This window comes from Actinomadura sp. KC216, from assembly GCF_004348535.1.
Taxonomy (GTDB): domain Bacteria; phylum Actinomycetota; class Actinomycetes; order Streptosporangiales; family Streptosporangiaceae; genus Spirillospora.
The window spans coordinates 1-14,312 of record NZ_SMJX01000219.1; the positions used below are offsets into that span (position 1 = coordinate 1).

The 14,312-nt window shown below is 71.6% G+C and carries 16 protein-coding genes; 8 read left to right on the forward strand and 8 right to left on the reverse strand.

Annotated elements, in window-relative coordinates; translation table 11 throughout:
• Positions 1 to 916 precede the first annotated feature (916 nt).
• Both E1264_RS29720 and E1264_RS29725 read right to left on the reverse strand, forming a co-directional pair.
• Complete coding sequence (locus E1264_RS29720) at positions 917 to 2,614, reverse strand: SpoIIE family protein phosphatase (protein ID WP_165964449.1); 1,698 nt, start codon at positions 2,612 to 2,614, stop codon at positions 917 to 919.
• 226 nt (positions 2,615 to 2,840) lie between these two features.
• Positions 2,841 to 3,317 carry a DUF5994 family protein gene (locus E1264_RS29725; RefSeq protein WP_132178765.1) on the reverse strand — a complete coding sequence of 159 codons (477 nt, stop codon included), beginning with the start codon at positions 3,315 to 3,317 and terminating at the stop codon, positions 2,841 to 2,843.
• 267 nt (positions 3,318 to 3,584) lie between these two features.
• Between E1264_RS29725 and E1264_RS29730 the strand changes: the two genes are divergently transcribed.
• The 7 genes from E1264_RS29730 (at position 3,585) to E1264_RS29760 (ending at position 7,982) form a co-directional block, all read left to right on the forward strand.
• A complete protein-coding gene (locus E1264_RS29730; RefSeq protein WP_132178766.1) occupies positions 3,585 to 3,977 on the forward strand; it encodes an STAS domain-containing protein in 393 nt (130 codons plus the stop codon).
• 124 nt (positions 3,978 to 4,101) lie between these two features.
• Positions 4,102 to 4,713, forward strand: a complete 612-nt coding sequence (locus tag E1264_RS29735; protein ID WP_132178767.1) for a GAF domain-containing protein — start codon at positions 4,102 to 4,104, stop codon at positions 4,711 to 4,713.
• A 108-nt stretch (positions 4,714 to 4,821) separates the two neighbouring features.
• A complete protein-coding gene (locus E1264_RS29740) occupies positions 4,822 to 5,070 on the forward strand; it encodes a DUF4873 domain-containing protein (protein ID WP_132178768.1) in 249 nt (82 codons plus the stop codon).
• A 16-nt stretch (positions 5,071 to 5,086) separates the two neighbouring features.
• Entirely contained in the window at positions 5,087 to 5,317 is a 231-nt protein-coding gene (locus E1264_RS29745) for a hypothetical protein (protein ID WP_132178769.1), read from the forward strand.
• A 114-nt stretch (positions 5,318 to 5,431) separates the two neighbouring features.
• Complete coding sequence (locus E1264_RS29750; protein ID WP_132178770.1) at positions 5,432 to 6,883, forward strand: amidohydrolase family protein; 1,452 nt, start codon at positions 5,432 to 5,434, stop codon at positions 6,881 to 6,883.
• Between the two features lie 19 nt (positions 6,884 to 6,902).
• Positions 6,903 to 7,163 (forward strand): hypothetical protein, encoded by a 261-nt coding sequence (locus E1264_RS29755; RefSeq protein WP_132178771.1) that lies wholly within the window; start codon positions 6,903 to 6,905, stop codon positions 7,161 to 7,163.
• 9 nt (positions 7,164 to 7,172) lie between these two features.
• The gene (locus tag E1264_RS29760; RefSeq protein ID WP_132178772.1) at positions 7,173 to 7,982 is read left to right on the forward strand and encodes an alpha/beta hydrolase; all 810 of its coding nucleotides are present in this window, start codon (positions 7,173 to 7,175) and stop codon (positions 7,980 to 7,982) included.
• A gap of 31 nt (positions 7,983 to 8,013) precedes the next feature.
• On the opposite strand, the gene E1264_RS29765 is transcribed toward E1264_RS29760, so the two are convergent.
• The 5 genes from E1264_RS29765 to E1264_RS29785 all read right to left on the reverse strand — a co-directional run bounded on the left by E1264_RS29765 (position 8,014) and on the right by E1264_RS29785 (position 11,942).
• Entirely contained in the window at positions 8,014 to 8,238 is a 225-nt protein-coding gene (locus tag E1264_RS29765; protein WP_132178773.1) for a CDGSH iron-sulfur domain-containing protein, read from the reverse strand.
• Positions 8,213 to 8,899 (reverse strand): HemK2/MTQ2 family protein methyltransferase, encoded by a 687-nt coding sequence (locus E1264_RS29770; protein WP_132178778.1) that lies wholly within the window; start codon positions 8,897 to 8,899, stop codon positions 8,213 to 8,215. Before E1264_RS29770 ends, E1264_RS29765 begins: the two co-directional genes overlap by 26 nt.
• Positions 8,899 to 9,963 carry an iron-containing redox enzyme family protein gene (locus tag E1264_RS29775; protein WP_165964450.1) on the reverse strand — a complete coding sequence of 355 codons (1,065 nt, stop codon included), beginning with the start codon at positions 9,961 to 9,963 and terminating at the stop codon, positions 8,899 to 8,901. Before E1264_RS29775 ends, E1264_RS29770 begins: the two co-directional genes overlap by 1 nt.
• A gap of 72 nt (positions 9,964 to 10,035) precedes the next feature.
• Positions 10,036 to 11,220, reverse strand: a complete 1,185-nt coding sequence (locus E1264_RS29780; protein WP_132178774.1) for an aromatic acid exporter family protein — start codon at positions 11,218 to 11,220, stop codon at positions 10,036 to 10,038.
• 197 nt (positions 11,221 to 11,417) lie between these two features.
• A complete protein-coding gene (locus E1264_RS29785) occupies positions 11,418 to 11,942 on the reverse strand; it encodes a hypothetical protein (RefSeq protein WP_132178775.1) in 525 nt (174 codons plus the stop codon).
• A gap of 223 nt (positions 11,943 to 12,165) precedes the next feature.
• On the opposite strand from E1264_RS29785, the gene E1264_RS29790 reads away from it, so the two are divergent.
• On the forward strand, positions 12,166 to 12,750 hold the full coding sequence (locus tag E1264_RS29790; RefSeq protein WP_207936412.1) for a sigma-70 family RNA polymerase sigma factor: 585 nt from the start codon (positions 12,166 to 12,168) through the stop codon (positions 12,748 to 12,750).
• A 46-nt stretch (positions 12,751 to 12,796) separates the two neighbouring features.
• On the opposite strand, the gene E1264_RS29795 is transcribed toward E1264_RS29790, so the two are convergent.
• Positions 12,797 to 14,002, reverse strand: coding sequence for a hypothetical protein (locus E1264_RS29795; RefSeq protein ID WP_132178777.1), 1,206 nt, complete (start codon positions 14,000 to 14,002; stop codon positions 12,797 to 12,799).
• Between the last annotated feature and the right edge of the window lie 310 nt (positions 14,003 to 14,312).

Genomic DNA, 14,312 nt, shown 5'->3' on the forward strand with positions numbered 1-14,312 from the left:
CGCCCGGGGCGTTCATCCCTCCCCCCGCCGGTCCCGCCGCGGACCTGGCCCACGTGGGCTCCGCCGGCAGCAGGCCACCACGGAACTCCGACTCCGATGGCGACGCCGATGTCCGGCGACCATTTCGGCCACGACTCCGGCGAGGTGTTCTTCCCGCCTGCCATGGGATACCGACCCGGTTCACCGCCCGGACACCGACCACCCGGGTTCTCCGGCCCTCACCCATATCGAGCACCGAGCCGCCCCGTCCCTCCCCGGGAGTCCCTGCTGCCTCCGGAGATCGACGAGGCCTGGCGTTCGATCCCCTTGCCGGTTCGCACGCTTGGCGGAGGGTGTCTCGGCTTGTTCCTCCTGATGTTCCTGATGGGGGCGTGTTCTGCTTTGCTCGGTGGCTCGTCCGACAGCGGATACTGATCGTGGAGTTCTGTTGACGGCCGAGAAATCAATAGCACTACGGCTTTCCCGACGGTCGGGAGCGCGGGTCACGTGCTCCGTGGCGGTCTTCGTACCGCTGCAGTGCTTCGTCATCCGCGTGCGTAGCCGCACCTCCGCGGCGTCGCGCATGTGTCGGTCTTCGGGGCGGAGGCAGAGGCGAGGACCACGTGCAGATGTGGCAGTAGCGCCTCGCTGACCCGTGTCGCCGAGTCCCAGAGGTAGGACGGGCTGTGGTCCACGCCGTAGTGGCGGACGTTGCCGCCGACGGGTGCGGGCCGGGTCGTCGGGGTGGCGGTCGAAGTGGACGATCCGGGCCGAGTGGATCGGCGAGCCGACCGCGCTCACGCCCCGCTGCGTCAGGATGTCGACGTCGTGGACGCCGTGCGCGTTCAGGGCGAATCCGCCGTCGGACGTCCAGTTTCATTGCCTTGAACGCCGCCCGTCGGGATAGGGACGGCGAGGTACGCGGTGGGAGGGGGCGTCAGTCGGGGATGCGGACGGCCAGGAGGGCGACGTCGTCTTCGCCGCTGGGTTCCACGCGTTCCAGGAGCCTGTCGCACAGGTCGGGCAAGGGGAGCTGGGCGAGGTGGGAACCGTGGCGGCGGAGACTCGTGAGGCGGTCCGACAGGTCGGAGTCGCGGGTCTCGACGAGGCCGTCGGTGTAGAGCAGGAGGGTCGAGGACGGCGGGAGGACGCGGGTGCCGTCGGGGCGGGTTCCGGAGAGGTCGGGGTCGCCGAGCAGGATCCCGTGCTCCTCCAGGAAATGCGTGCCGCCGTCGCAGGTGATCAGCAGGGGTGGTGGATGGCCGGCGTTGCACCAGCGCAGGTGCCATCGTCCGTCCGGGTGTTCTTCGACGCGGCCGAACACGGCGGTGGCGAGTTCGGCGTCGCTGACGGCGGCCATGACGCCGTCCAGGCGTGCCAGCACCCGGCTGGGCGGCTCGGCCATGTCCCACGCCAGGGCCCTGAGCATGTTGCGGACCTGGGCCATGCGGGCCGCGGCGGGCAGGTCGTGGCCCTCGATGTCGCCGATGACCAGCCCGGTGGCGCCGTCGGGCAGCGTGAACGCGTCGTACCAGTCGCCGCCGACCCAGCTGACCTGGGTCGCGGGCACGTATCTGGCCTCCAGGCGCAGGTCGCCCGGCTGTGGCAGCGGCGTGAGCAGATTGCGCTGCATCGCCTCGGCCGTGTTGCGCTGCTCGGCGTACAGGCGGGCGTTGGCCAGGACCAGGCCGGTACGGCGCGCGACGTCCTCCACCACGAGTCTGTCGCCCGGCCCGTAGACCTGCCCGGGGCGCGAGTAGCCCAGCGTCAGCGCGCCGTAGGTCTCACCGCGGGCCGCCAGCGGGGCGATGATCGCGTTCTGGGCGTCCATGATCTCGAAGAGTTCGTGCTGGGCGGCGTCCAGCGGTTCGTCGGAGCGCGCGTCGCCCTTGCCGCTGACGACGAGCGCGCCGCCGCCGCGCAGCACCTGGGCCAGCGGTCCGCGCGGTATCCGCGGGAGGGGTGGAAGCGGTCCCTCAAGCCCGGCGATGTCGGCGGCGGACAGTTCGTGGTGCGTCGCGGCCACCCGCTCGACGCGGCCGTCGGGAACCAGCAGATCGACCTCGGCCCAGTCACCCAGCGCGGGCACCACGAGCCGGACCAGCCGCCGCAGCAGCTCCTCCTCGTTCAGCGTGGACGCCAGGACCGTCGTGATCTCGGCGACCAGCCTCAGCCGGGAGTTGGCCCGCTGCACCTGGGCCATCCGGTCGCGCCGCTCGCGTTCGACCGCGGCCCGGTCGGCGGCGTCCTGGAAGACGATGACCAGCCCTGCCACCGCGCCCGTCTCCGGTGGGGTCCCGGCCTGGTCGCCGGTGTAGATCGGCGCGGACGACCAGGAGCACACCACCATCCGCCCGTCGCGATGGGCGAACCGCTGGTCGTCCCCATGGTCGGGGACGCCGGTGCGCAGCACGTTCAGGAGGCGGCAGTCCCGTTCCGGCGGGACGTGCCCGTCTGCGTCCCGGTGCAGAAGCCGGTGCATCGGCCTTCCCAGCACCTCGTCGCGGGTGTAGCCGAGAAGTTGCTGCGCGCGCGGGTTCCACGCTGTGATCCGGCCGGACTCGTCGGTGGCGAGAACCCCGGAGTTCATCGCCTCCACGAGACGGTCATGAATCGTGCCCGGTCGATCGTCCACCTGCCCGGCCATCCTCACCCCCCGAATCGGACATCAAACTCATTCCCTTCGGTCCATCCCGAACACGTCAGCGCTGGTGATCGAAAGGCCGTTCCGGTGCGGGGGGCGTCGGCAGGGTCCGCCCGTGACGGGCCGGCGGTGCGGGTGAGGGTCTTGAGGACGCGGCGAGTGCGGGCTTCGGCGCGACCCGCCACGGCAGCCGGGGGCGGCTCAGGCGCTGGACGGGTCAGCGGCGGCCGGTGGGAATGCCGCAGGAGGCCAGGATCTCATGCGGCATCGTTTCACCGATCTCGGCCGCGCATCTGGCCAGAGCTTCCTCCGCCACCGGCGGCGCCGTTTCGGGAGGGATGACGAGAAGCAACGTCGAGGCGCGGCCGCAGGTGATCGCGACCATGTGGTCGAGGTGGGCCAGCCAGCCCACTCTGACCTCGCGTCCCAGAACGGTGATGCGCAGCGGGATGTCGTCCCAGTCGTTGAAGTCGATGGTCACGCGGGGGGTCACGTCCGGCGCGATGGTCAGGGCGGTCAGCAGTTCGGTGAGTTCGGCGGCGGTGTCGCGGGACCGCGGCCACCAGCCGCCGTTCATGACCCCGCGTTCGGCATGGCCGGGGGCCAGACGCAGGCGTGGCGCGGGCGGTGCGATGGGTTCGGACGCCGCGGTCAGGGCGATTGCGGGGGCAGGCCGTGCGGTGTCGCGGGCCATAAAGGGCCCCATTCTCGGTCCGTACGGAACCGGTTCGTGTGTCGTCGGGGACGTCGCCGGCATGGCGGCCTGCGCTCGAAAGGTCCCCGGCACCCGTTAGTCTACGTCACCGCACGTACGCGACCGGGCGTCTCAGGCGGATGGCCGTGTTCTCGGGGTGAGGGCGTAGACTTGTGGTGACGAGGGTTTTCTCGATGCGGGCGGCCAAGACCGCGTCCCCTGGTTTCTCGATTCTCGGTCCTTCTCGGGCCAGACAGGTCCGGCGCCATGACGCCGCAACACCATCCCGCCCAGCCGGCCGGCACCGGTCTCACCCGTGAACGGCTCTCCGACCACACCGTCATCGCCGTCAGCGGCGCACTCGACAGCGCCTCCACCCCGTTCCTACGGGAGCGCCTCCACGTCGCGCTGCGGGACCCCGGCATGTACGTGATCATCGACCTGTCGGGCGTGACGTCCTGCGACGCGTCCGGGCTGGCGATGCTCGTCGGCGCGCGCCGCCGGATGGAGGCGAACGGCACGCCCCTGACCCTCGCCCGCCCGCGCCCGCGAACGGCCAGGCTGCTGCGGTCCACCGGGCTGCTGCACGCTTTCAGCGGCCGTCCCCGCGTCGGCCCCGCGCGGGCCACCGGGCCCGATCCGCGATCGGCCGCGGCCTGACCGCGGGATGCGGGCCCCGGGGACGCTCGCCTGACCAGGCACGATGCCGGACCGGCGCACGGGCCGGCGCCCAGGGCCGAGCCGCGATCGGCCTCCGGCTGGACGAGGAGAGCGTGATGACGACATGAACGGCAACGATCCGGCCGCGACCGGCTGGTGGCCGCCGAGCCTGTCCCGCGGCGCGGACAACGGCCCGCGCGTGGCCGCGTCGTTCGACCTGATGGCGGCGGTCCTCGACGGGATCGCCCTGCCCGACCTGCTGATCCGCGTGGCCGACCGGGCCCGCGCCATCGCCGACGTTCCGCTGACGTTCATCGCGCTGCCCACCGAGGACGCGTTCACCTTGCGGATCGACATCGCGGTCGGGGCCGACAGCGACCGCGTCCGCGGGCTGACGGTGCGGCGCGGCCGTTCGATGCTCGGCCGGGCGTTCAGCTCCCGCCGGGCCCTGTCCGCGCGCATCGTGGCCGACCAGACGCTGAGCGCCCTGCCGGCCGGCCCGATCCTGATCCTGCCGCTCGACACCGGCGAGGCCACGCTCGGCGTGCTCGCCGCGCTCGGACGGCCGGGCGCGGAACCGTTCAGCCCGTCCGCCGCCCGCCAGCTGCTCCTGTTCGCCGACACCTCCGCCCGCCTGGTCCAGCTCGCCGAAGACCAGCGGACGGCCACCCCCCGGCCAGACCCCGCGGACGAGCGGATCATCACGCTCCACCCGCCGCTGCCCAGGCAAATGTGACACGACCCGAGGCGGGGTCCATGCTCGCTCCCGAGAACGTCGGCACCGGGCGCTATGGTGCGTTCTCATGAAGACACTCCACACCAGCCCTCCTGAGACGACCCGGGCGTGAGCCGCTACCGGGGTCCGGCCACACTGATCAGCAGTGACGGAGCCGAGGTCGAGGTTTACGTCGACCTGCGCGCCAAGCAGCGGGAGTGGTCCGGGACCGCGACCATCGGCGACTTCGACGCCACCGGTCTTCGCGACCGTACTCTGAGGCTGCCAGACGGCCGTGAAGCACAGGTCCAGCTCGGTGACTCGGCTGCCTGGTCCGACGTCATCGCGCTGGTCGGGAGTGGCCCGCCGCCCTTCTGAGCAGACCGCTCCGCCGGTGAGCCGGCGCCTGTCCGAGCAGCTCAGCGGCCGCGTCGGCCTGGACGAGCCGGCCGCCGACGCCTTCGCCGTGCTGCGCGACCTCGCCATGCTGCGCGGCCTCGACCTGCGCGGCGATCCTGCTCGGGCATTCGATGGGCGCTCTCGTCGCCGCCCGGGCGCCGCGCCCCGCGGCCCCCGTTCCCCGGGCGTCCACCGGGGTTTTCGTGACCGCCGTCACGTCGGCTGACCTAGCGCTATGACGGTCCGGATATAGCCCCGTCCGTAACCGGCATTGGGCATCGCCCGCTCCGGTGTGCTCAAGATATGGACACCCAAGATCCACGTTTCCGGAGGTCAGCTCATGAGCGTCTCACGTACGGTGATCACCGGCGGGCATGTGATCACGATGGACCCGGACCTCGGCGACCTGCCGGGCGGCGCCGTCCTGATCGAGGACGACCGGATCGCCGCGGTGGCGCGGGACGCGGCGGAGCTCCGGCATGTCGACGCCGAGACCGTCGACGCGTCCGGCGGGATCGTGCTCCCCGGCATGATCGACAGCCACCGGCACACCTGGATGGCGCTGATGCGGGCCGTCTCCGCCGACGAGTCGCTGCCGGAGTTCCTCGCCGGCACCTTCTACGGCACCGGCTCCTTCCTGGAGGCCGCGGATCTGGGCGCGGCGTCCACGGTCGGCGCGCTGGAGGCGCTGGACGCCGGGATCACGACGATCATGGACTGCAACGACTGCGTCAACACGCCCGAGCACGCCGACGCCAACGTCGACGCGCTGCAGGCCGCCGGGATCCGCGCCGTCTACAACTACGGGATGCAGGCGTACGAGTTCCCGCGCGCGTTCGCCTCGCACGACGACCGGCTCAAGGACGCGTCGCGCCTGCGCCGCGAGCGGCTGTCCGCCGACGACGCGCTGGTCACGATGGGGATGCTGCTCACCGACTTCGGCATCCTCCCGTTCGGCACGATCGCGGCGGAGATCCGGCTCGCCCGCGAGCTGGACGTGCTGCGCGCCTCGCACACCGCGGCGGCCACGACGTCCATCCTGCTGAAGGGGCTGCGCGAGCTCGCCGACCACGGCCTGCTGATCCCCGGGCACGTGCACATCCACTGCCCGGCGCTGGACGAGCAGGAATGGCGGCTGATGGCCCGGCACGACCAGCGGGTCACCATCGCGCCCGAGACCGAGATGCAGATGGGCATGGGGATCCCGCCCTTCCGCGCCGCGATGGACCACGGCCTGCGCCCCGGCGTGTCCACCGACATCGTGTGCGTCGGCTCGGGCGACCTGTTCTCCCAGATGCGCATCGGCCTCCAGATGCAGCGCATGCTCGACAACGCGAAGGTGCACGCCACCGGCACCATGCCTTGGACGATCGACCTCACGACCCGCCACGCGCTCGAATGGGCGACGGTCAACGGCGCGCACACCCTTGGTCTCCAGGACCGCGTCGGGTCGCTCACGGCCGGCAAGAAGGCCGACGTGATCGTCGTCAAGCCGCGGATGGACCTGGTGCGTCCGAGCCACATGGCGGGCACGGTCGTCCTGCAGTCCACGGCCGCCGACGTCGACACGGTCCTGGTGGACGGGGTCGTGCGCAAGCGCGGCGGCGAACTCGTCGGGCAGGACCTCGCGGCCGTCCGCGCGCGGGCGAACGCGGCGCTCGACCGGATCCACGAGGGCCACGCGAAGCTGCCGAAGCACGGCGCCGAAGAGCTCGCCGGCTGGTTCGGCGCGGCCGAGCGCATGGCCAGCCGCAACTTCAGCGACGCCTACGCCGACGGCCTCCCGGCCTGACCGGCGTCCGCCCCACCCATTGACCGGGAAGGAACCGAAACGTGCCCCCGACCAGGCGAGCCCGCCCTACCTCGGCCAGGGCGGCGGCCGCGCGATGATGAGCGCCCTCGGCCCGGCCGGCGCCCTCAGCGACCCGTCCGCGCCCGTCGACCGGCTGCTCCCGCGACTGGGAGTACACCGAGCGCCCGACCATCGAGCACGCCCAGCGTCCCGCGTGCGCGCGGCCCTGACCGTCCCGACCGGCGCTGGACGTTTCGCCGGAGCGTCCCGCGGCCAGTGAAAGGAAGACATGACCGACCTCAAGACCATCCGCGTCGCCGGCCACCCGATCACCTACCAGGACCAGGGCCCGGCGGACGCGCCGGTCGTCGTCCTGCTCAGCGGCTGGTGCCATGACCACCGGCTGTTCGACCGGCTCGTCCCCCACCTCGACGGCGACCTGCGCGTCCTGTGCGTGGACTGGCGGGGCCACGGCGAGGACCGCTCCCCCGTGGACGAGTTCGGCTACGCCGAACAGGCCGGTGACACCCTCGCCGTCCTCGACGCGCTGCGCGTGGACCGGTTCCTGCCCGTCTCGCACTCGCACGGCGGTTGGGCCAACCTGGAGATCGCCGAACGGGCCGGCACGTCCCGCGTGCCCCGCCTGATCGTCGTGGACTGGCTGATGACGCCGCCGGCTCCCGGCTTCGCCGCCGGGCTCGCCGCCATCCAGGACCCCGTCCGCTGGATCGAGGGCCGCCAGGGCCTGTACGACGTGTGGCTCAACGGGCACCGCCACGAACGCGTCCAACGCCACCTCGACGAGGAGATGTCCGGATTCGGCTTCGAGATGTGGGCCCGCTCCTGCCGCGTGATCGCCGGCGCCTACGCCGAGTTCGGCTCCCCCCTCCAGCGGATGGCCGGGCTGAGCGAGCACCGCCCGATCAAGCACTTGTTCTCCCAGCCGACCACCCGCTCCTACGAACAGGCGCACATCGACTTCCAGAGCGAGCACCCGTGGTTCGAGTACCGCACCCTGAACGGTCCGACCCACTTCCCCACGCTCGACTCCCCCGACAAGGTCGCGTCCGAAATCCGCGCCTACATCGACACCCCCTAGGACGAACTGCTCCCTTCACTCGGTCGGAAGGTCACTTGTCGTCGGGCTGGGGGCGGGTGCGGCGGCGGTGGCTGGTGTCGCAGAACGGGTAGGCGTGGCTGCGGCGGCAGGTGCAGAGGGCTACCAGGAAGCGGTCCGACGTCACCGTCGTGCCGTCGTCCAGGACGATCTCCACCGGGCCCTCGACCAGCAGCGGTCCGCCCGGGACGATCCGCACGCGCCTTTCCGGGTCAGGCCGCATGGCGTCCGCGTTCATGTTCCCGTCCTGCCGCCGTCCGGTCGGCGCGCACCACGACCAGGTCCTCGTGCCCCTGTCCGGGACGCAGCAGGCCGCGCGCCGTCAGGGACTCGGCCCGGCCGTGCATCACCGGGCCGAACGGTTCACGATGCCGCGCGATCACCTGCGCCCGCATCCCGGCCCGGCGGAGCGTGACCAGCGTGGTCGCCACCCCGCTCAGGGCCGAGTGGACCACGAGAAGCGTCCCCGTCGGGGTCAGGTGGCGCGGGGCCGCGTGGCAGATCCGGTCGAGGACGGCCCGGCCGGTCGGGCCGGCCTCCCAGGCGCGTGCCCGGCCGCGGGCCGCGGACGGGTCGGTGTCGCCGGGAACGTACGGGGGGTTGGCGACGATCACGTCGAACACCTCGCCCGCCACCGGCGCGAACAGGTCGCCGCGCAGGACGCGTACCGGGACGCCGCGCAGCAGCGCGTTGAGCCGCGCCGTCAGCACGGCCCGCGCGGACACGTCCACCGCGACGACCTCGCAGCCGGAACTCGCCGCGGCCACGGCGACCGCGCCGGACCCGGTGCCGAGCTCCAGCAACCGCGCGCCCGCTGGAACGCCTACCTGGCGCAGCGCCCCGGTCAGCAGGCGCGTGTCGCTCTGTGGCCGGTACACCCCGGGAGGACACAGGAGCATCACCGGCCCACCGTCCCCTCGTCGAGCGGGCGGCGCAGCGACGTGCCGCCCGAACGCCAGCGGTCCAGCACGTGGCGGCCGAACCGGTCTTCCAGCAGGACCGTGGCGCGCACTCCGAACACCACGTCGGACGCCAGCCGCGGCTCGTCGGCGAGGAGGCCGCCGATCACGTCGTGGCGGAGCACCTGCTCGTGGACGGCGTCCGCCTCGATGTGCTCGGTGTAGAACAGGCGGGCCCGCGGGCCGCCGTCCAGGCGTTCCAGGGCCCGCGCCATCCGGCGGGCGGACGGCGCCGTGGTGATCTCCGCGGCCGCGAAGTGCCCCACGAGCGCGCCCCGCAGCGATCGGCGGAGGCCGAACAGCGACATCATGGTGACCGTCGCCAGCGTCACCGCCGGGGCGGCGTCCACGTAGGCGCCGTAGGACGAGTCCAGGCCCAGGTCGTCGAGGAGGTCGGCGTAGAGGCCCTGGTGGATCATCTCCGGACGTCCGCCGCCGAACTCGTCGTTCTCCACCGCCATCAGCGCGGTCTTGGCGCGGCCGTGCAGCCGCGGGACGACGAACGCGTGCGGGTCGGCCTCCTTCAGGTGGTACACCGAGCGGTGCGCCGCGTGCTCCAGCAGTTGCCACCATTCCCCTTCGTCGCGGAGATGGTGGGTGACGCCGCTGCCGTCGACCGGTTCGGTCAGCAGTTCCTCCAGCGCTCCGTCCACGTCGTCGTCCGGCGTGGTGTCGCGGCGCAGGGCGTCCAGGAAGACCGCTTCCATGGCGCCGCGCAGCCGCAAGAGGTCCGTGTCCCATTCCCAGTCGGGGTCTACTCCGGCGAAACCTCGGTAGTGCAGCTCGTAACAGGTGTGCAGGGCCAGCTGCAGATCCTCCCCGTAAGGGTCGGCGGACGCCATGGCGCGCATCGCGTCGGCGAACAGCGAGGTCGCCAGGGGTGGGTCCGCGGCCAGCGCCTCCACCACCGCCCGCGACACCGGGCCGCGCGCTGCGGGCAGCGCCGGCGTCATCTCCCGCGTGAACTTCGCGGACCGCTCGGGCAGAGCGTGTCCAACGGTCATGTCTCCTCCGTGACCTAGGGGTGTCCGAAATCGGTACCCGCCCACATGCGTCCCATTCGCCCAATTCCTCCTCTATGGCAGCCCGGGCCCGCCCGGCTCAGCGGGCCCGGTGCCGGGCTCGCCCGGTTCCGGGAGGTAGTTGGCCAGGTGGTCGAGGAGGCGGTCGACCTCGATGAGCAGCGGGCCGCGGACCATCCAGGCGTCGGGCGGCGGCGTCCGCCGGCGTAGCCGGTCGTGGAGTTCCTGGTTGCGACGCCGGGCCGCCGCCAGGATCTGCGGCGGCTCCGGCGGGGCCGGGCCGAAGTGGCGGCCGCGGTAGGCGTTGACGACGGCGGCGGCGTGGTCGAGGACGTCGGCGTACAGGGCCAGGAAGGGCGGGCCGGCGCTGGGCATGCCGTCGGTGGCCGCGTCCGCCAGGGTCCGGCAGATGCCCTCGGTCTGCTTGACGACCACTTCCAGCGGCAGCAGGACCGGCGACAGGTCCGGCTCATGGCGCGGCTGCCTCAGCAGGTTGAGGTGGACGCTCTCCTGGCCGCGCCTGATCGCCGACCAGGCGTCCTCGACGCGGTAGTGCAGCCGGTCGGCGCGGCGCAGCCACAACCGGGCGTCGTCGGCGTTCCAGTCCTCGCGCAGCCCGGCCGCGACGTCTTCCAGGAGCGCGACGATCTCACCGGCGACGCCCGCGGTGGCGTCCCGGGCGTCGCGCAGGTGGACCGGCGGGAACACGACCGCGTTGAGGCCGATCCCGACCGCCGCGCCCAGCGCGGTCTCCCCCAGCCGGGTGACGATCTCGTCGACGCCCGGATGCCCGCTGGTCAGCACCAGCAGCGCCGACACCGCGGCGTTGACGCCCTGGTCGCCGAACTTGCGCCAGTTCGCCAGCGGCATCACCAGGACCAGCACGATCAGCAGCGCGACGGTCCGGTCGCCGGCGAGGGTGTAGGCGCCGGTGGCGGCGACCAGCCCGACCACCACGGCCAGCAACTGCTGGACGCCCTTGACCACCGAGCGGTACACGGTGGCGTCCACCATCAGGAGCGCCACCCACGCCGCGATGAACGGCAGCGGCGCCTCCAGCCACTGCCTGGCGATCACCCAGGCCACCACGGCCGCCACCGCCGCCTTGACCGACTGGACGGCCAGATCGCGTTCCCGTCCTGGACCGCGCACCACCTGGACCACGACGTGGCGTCCGTTGTCCAGGTGCCAGCGCAGCCGCCGGCCGGTCAACGCCGCCGCGCGGCTAATCGAGAGCATTGGGCCCGCCGGTCCACGACATGGCGGTGCACTTTTCCGGGTCCGGACGGCGAAAACCCGCCAGCGGTGAGAGCTATGCCATGCGCTAGCCGGGTCAGACGGGAGTCGCGACGCCAATACGTCTGCTTTTCTCACATCCGGCAGATACGGGCGAGGTCATCGCCGCGACCGGCGGAATGGCCACCACCCGCTGAGACCTACGACCCGGCGGCGGTTTCCGCGGCTCCCACCTCGCGGAACGCGTCCTTGACGGCCGCCGTGCGGAGTTGTTCCAGGACGGCGAGCTGGGCGTTCGCGCGTGCCTGAAGCGTCCGCAACCGCTCGGTGTCGAGCCTGGGTTCCTGGTCGGCGATGGTGAGCAGCGTCTGCCATCCGGCGCTCTTTCCTTGGACCGCCAGGACAAGGGCTTCCAATTCCACGACGTCGCTCAGTGGTGAGCGGCGGAGAAGGCCGCCGTTGAGCTTGAGGCGTCCTGCCTTTTCGGCCGTCCACACGGCCAGGCTCTTGTACCGGCGGGCAGGCAGCCCGAGCGACTTCAGGATCGCCAGCAGAGCGCCCCGGTCGGCGGCGATGTCGTCGGCGAGCCGCCTGAAGCGCTCCGCGTCCTCCGAGTCGCGATGGCTTTGCGCGAACCTGCGGGCCAGGCCCACGCCACCGGCCGCCGCCGCAAGGTGGTCGTTCAGGTAGATGCCCAGAAACGTCCGGGAACGGGATTCGCCCATGCGCTGCCGATACCCGGACCCGCCGGGCTAAACGGCGACCGCGCGGCGGCGGAGAGCCGGGCGGCGGAGGGGCGGGCGGTTACCGGGGGCTCGATCGTTAGCGGCGCGGAATGCCGGGCATACGGTCCGTTCCGGACCCGAAGGAGGGGACGACATGGACGGCCGCAGCGCCTCCGCGCGCCATCCGGAGAGCCGGCAGCGAAAAGCGCGAACCGGCCCCGGGATGTACATGACCGATCCGCGGACCGCCCGGGACCGAACGCGATTCGAACGCGACGCGCTGCCGTACCTCGACCAGCTCTACGGGGCCGCGCTGCGGATGACCCGCAATCCGGCGGACGCCGAGGACCTCGTCCAAGAAGCCTTTGCCAAGGCTTACGCGTCCTTTCACCAGTACAAAGAAGGCACCAATCTGCGGGCGTGGCTGTACCGCATCCTGACCAACACCTTCATCAACGAGTACCGCAAGAAGCAGCGGCGGCCCGTCCAGTCGGCGAGCGAGGAGATCGAGGACTGGCAGCTGGCGGAAGCGGCCTCGCACAGTCCCGGCGGCCTGAAGTCGGCCGAGGCGTCCGCGCTCGAACGCCTCCCGGACACGGAGGTGAAGGACGCCCTCGGCGACCTGCCGGAGGAATTCCGCATCCCCGTCTACCTCGCCGACGTGGAGGGCTTCTCCTACAAGGAGATCGCGAGCATCCTCGACGTCCCGCTCGGAACGGTCATGTCCCGCCTGCACCGCGGACGCCGCCGGCTGCGGGGGCAACTGGAGGACTACGCCCGCGAGCACGGCTTCGCCACGTCCGCCTAGCGGACGTGGCGAGCCGCCGAGGGCGGCGATCGTCGTCCTCTCGGAACTACGCCCTCGGGTTGTCGCGGAGACTTTCGACGGGGTGGGGCCCCTCGGTCTCCAGGCGGTACTCGTCGCCGAACTTGTCGCGGTGCTCGTCGATGACCCGGTCGGACGGCGGGCGCTCGGCGTTGATCTTGTCCTGGTACTCCTCGAACCGGCGATGCGCCTCCTGGACGTAGCCGGTGCCGAGGGTGGTCCAGTCGATCTGGGTGGCCAGCAGCTCGCGGACGAGCTCCTTGTTCGGCTCGAAGGTGACCGGCTCGGGCAGCGCGGGGGCCAGGACCGACTCGGGGTCGCGGCCGTCGTGGCGGCGCATCAGGTCGCAGGCGATCCGCAGGTGCTCCAGCTCCATGTTCAGGTGCAGCTCCCAGATCCGCTTGACGCGCGGGTCGGACTCGGTCTGCATGAACGAGTAGTACAGGTAGCACTCGTTGTACTCGTGGTTGACCAGCCGCTCCCACCACGTCTCGCCCGGGTCGACCAGCGACTCGTAATGCGTGACGTGCTCCTCCTCCACCAGGCCGATCTCCTGATAGAGCTGCCGCGCGATCGGCTCCATGTACATCGGGCCGACGTTCATGTAGAAGTTCATCGTCTGCTGCTCGGCCGACATGATCGTCAGCGCGTGCAGCTTCGAGATCGGCGCCGCCGCCTCCCGGTCGTACGGCTCGCGGACGTTGTCGACGGGGTCGCGGTGGTGCAGCCGCGTCGGCCGTCCCGGCATGACCTCGGTGAGCTGGTCGACGATCTTCTCGGCCTTGCGGTGCTCGATCATCTCGTACAGGTTGGCGTACCGGTACAGGTGGTCGAAGTCCTCCAGCAGACCGAACTGGTAGGCCTGCTTGAGGTAGGGGTCGGGCTCCTGCCGCGCGACCCAGCCGGTCAGGTCGACGGCGACCTGCTCGTAGGCGATGGTCGTCTCCAGCACCGACGCCTGCCCGGGCAGCAGCCAGTTCACGACCTTCTGCTGTTGCTGCTCGATGTTGCGGACTCTCGCGAGCTGCTGCTTCACCTCGATGTCGGGGCAGACCCGGTTGAAGTGGTGGCTGAACATGATCGCCTCCACCTCGATGCCGTTCATCGTGATGATCCGGCATCGGGTGTAGGGATCGGAATGGTCGGGGTCGACGGGCGCGACGTCCAGCTGGCTCCAGTTGCGCAGTTGGTCGTCCAGCGGGATACCGCGGTGTTCGAGCGGGTTGAACGCCACCGGCTCGCCCTCCTTGTGGGTCGGATCGTCTCGGCGGATGCGCCCCTACCCCCGTATCTCGATTCCGCACACGCCTTTCAAATCGCGGACGGGATTTTTGCCGGCGCGCGATGTCCGGCTGGCTTAGCCGCCCGGACGGCGGGTAGTGGACGCGGCGTCGCGAACCCGCGAGTCCGCGGGCCGGCGCCGACCATGACGATCAGGAGGGCTCATGCAGACCACACCCACCGACGCCCGGACCACCGAGGACGTGATCGACCTGCTGCGCGCCCAGCACGGCCGGATCCGCGACCTGTTCGACCAGGTGATG

Excerpts from the sequence above, each read along its gene's own strand:
- E1264_RS29725 (WP_132178765.1), bottom strand. The coding sequence starts at position 3,317 with ATGGCCCGCGACACCGCACGGCCTGCCCCCGCAATCGCCCTGACCGCG.
- E1264_RS29730 (WP_132178766.1), top strand. The coding sequence starts at position 3,585 with ATGACGCCGCAACACCATCCCGCCCAGCCGGCCGGCACCGGTCTCACC.
- E1264_RS29735 (WP_132178767.1), top strand. The coding sequence starts at position 4,102 with ATGAACGGCAACGATCCGGCCGCGACCGGCTGGTGGCCGCCGAGCCTG.
- E1264_RS29750 (WP_132178770.1), top strand. The coding sequence starts at position 5,432 with ATGAGCGTCTCACGTACGGTGATCACCGGCGGGCATGTGATCACGATG.
- E1264_RS29760 (WP_132178772.1), top strand. The coding sequence starts at position 7,173 with ATGACCGACCTCAAGACCATCCGCGTCGCCGGCCACCCGATCACCTAC.
- E1264_RS29765 (WP_132178773.1), bottom strand. The coding sequence starts at position 8,238 with ATGAACGCGGACGCCATGCGGCCTGACCCGGAAAGGCGCGTGCGGATC.
- E1264_RS29770 (WP_132178778.1), bottom strand. The coding sequence starts at position 8,899 with ATGCTCCTGTGTCCTCCCGGGGTGTACCGGCCACAGAGCGACACGCGC.
- E1264_RS29775 (WP_165964450.1), bottom strand. The coding sequence starts at position 9,963 with ATGACCGTTGGACACGCTCTGCCCGAGCGGTCCGCGAAGTTCACGCGG.
- E1264_RS29780 (WP_132178774.1), bottom strand. The coding sequence starts at position 11,220 with ATGCTCTCGATTAGCCGCGCGGCGGCGTTGACCGGCCGGCGGCTGCGC.
- E1264_RS29785 (WP_132178775.1), bottom strand. The coding sequence starts at position 11,942 with ATGGGCGAATCCCGTTCCCGGACGTTTCTGGGCATCTACCTGAACGAC.
- E1264_RS29790 (WP_207936412.1), top strand. The coding sequence starts at position 12,166 with ATGTACATGACCGATCCGCGGACCGCCCGGGACCGAACGCGATTCGAA.